The sequence below is a fragment of the Lysobacter enzymogenes genome, assembly GCF_017168095.1.
Classification (GTDB): domain Bacteria; phylum Pseudomonadota; class Gammaproteobacteria; order Xanthomonadales; family Xanthomonadaceae; genus Lysobacter; species Lysobacter enzymogenes_D.
The window spans coordinates 1-892 of sequence record NZ_LXSD01000624.1; the positions used below are offsets into that span (position 1 = coordinate 1).

Genomic DNA, 892 nt, shown 5'->3' on the forward strand with positions numbered 1-892 from the left:
GCCGCCGCAACGCTGGCGCGCGGCGCTGGCGCGGATGGCCGCGGCCAGCGGCGCGGCGCGGCTGATCGGCCTGCGCCAGGGCGCGTATCTGCGCCGGCTGATGGAACAGTTCGACCGCGGCGACTTGCTGGAAGCGCTGCGCCACGCGCTGCCGATCGACGGCGACGGCAGCGGTTCGCTCGGCCAGGCCTTCGGCACGCCGACGCCGCGCAGCGACCTGCGCCTGAGCGCGCAACGCGGCTTCGGCGCCAGCATCGGCGCCGGCGACGATGTGCGCGAACTGCTGCGTCAGCGCTACCGCAGCGCGTTCGAACGCTTCGACCGCCAGGGCCAGGTCGACGAGGCCGTGTTCGTGCTGGCCGAACTGCTCAATGCGCGCCAGGAAGCGCTGGACTATCTGCTCAAGCACGGGCGCGCGGCGCAGGCGGCGGAACTGGCGCTGGGCTGGGACCTGCCGGCCGACGCGATCATCCGTTTGCTGCTGCTGGCCGGCGACCGCGAGCGCGCGGTGCTGGTGGCGCGGCGCGACGACGCTTTCGCCGCGGCGGTGGCGATGCTGGAGGGCGATGGCCAGGGCGAGCACGCGCTGGCGCTGCGCCGCGAATGGGGCCGCGCGCTCGCCGCGCAGGGGCGCTGGCTGCAGGCGGTCGACGCGGTCTGGCCGGATGCGGACCCGGCCTCGGATTCGCGCGAACAGGCCGGCCGCTGGCTGCAGGCGGCCGAGGCCGGCGGCGCGGAGCTGTCGGCGCGCGCGCTGGTGCAGCGCGCCTGCCTGCTGCCGGATACGCTCGAACACTACGCCGCGCGGATCGAGGCGCTGGCCGACCTCGACGGCCCGGCCGGCGCGCGCGAGGCGCTGGGCCAGGCGCTGGCCGCCTGCCGCGCGAACAAC

General features: G+C 76.5%; 1 pseudogene. It reads left to right on the forward strand.

Annotated elements, in window-relative coordinates:
• Positions 1-892: pseudogene (locus A7A76_RS24165) on the forward strand (bpX6 domain-containing protein); the annotation flags it as partial.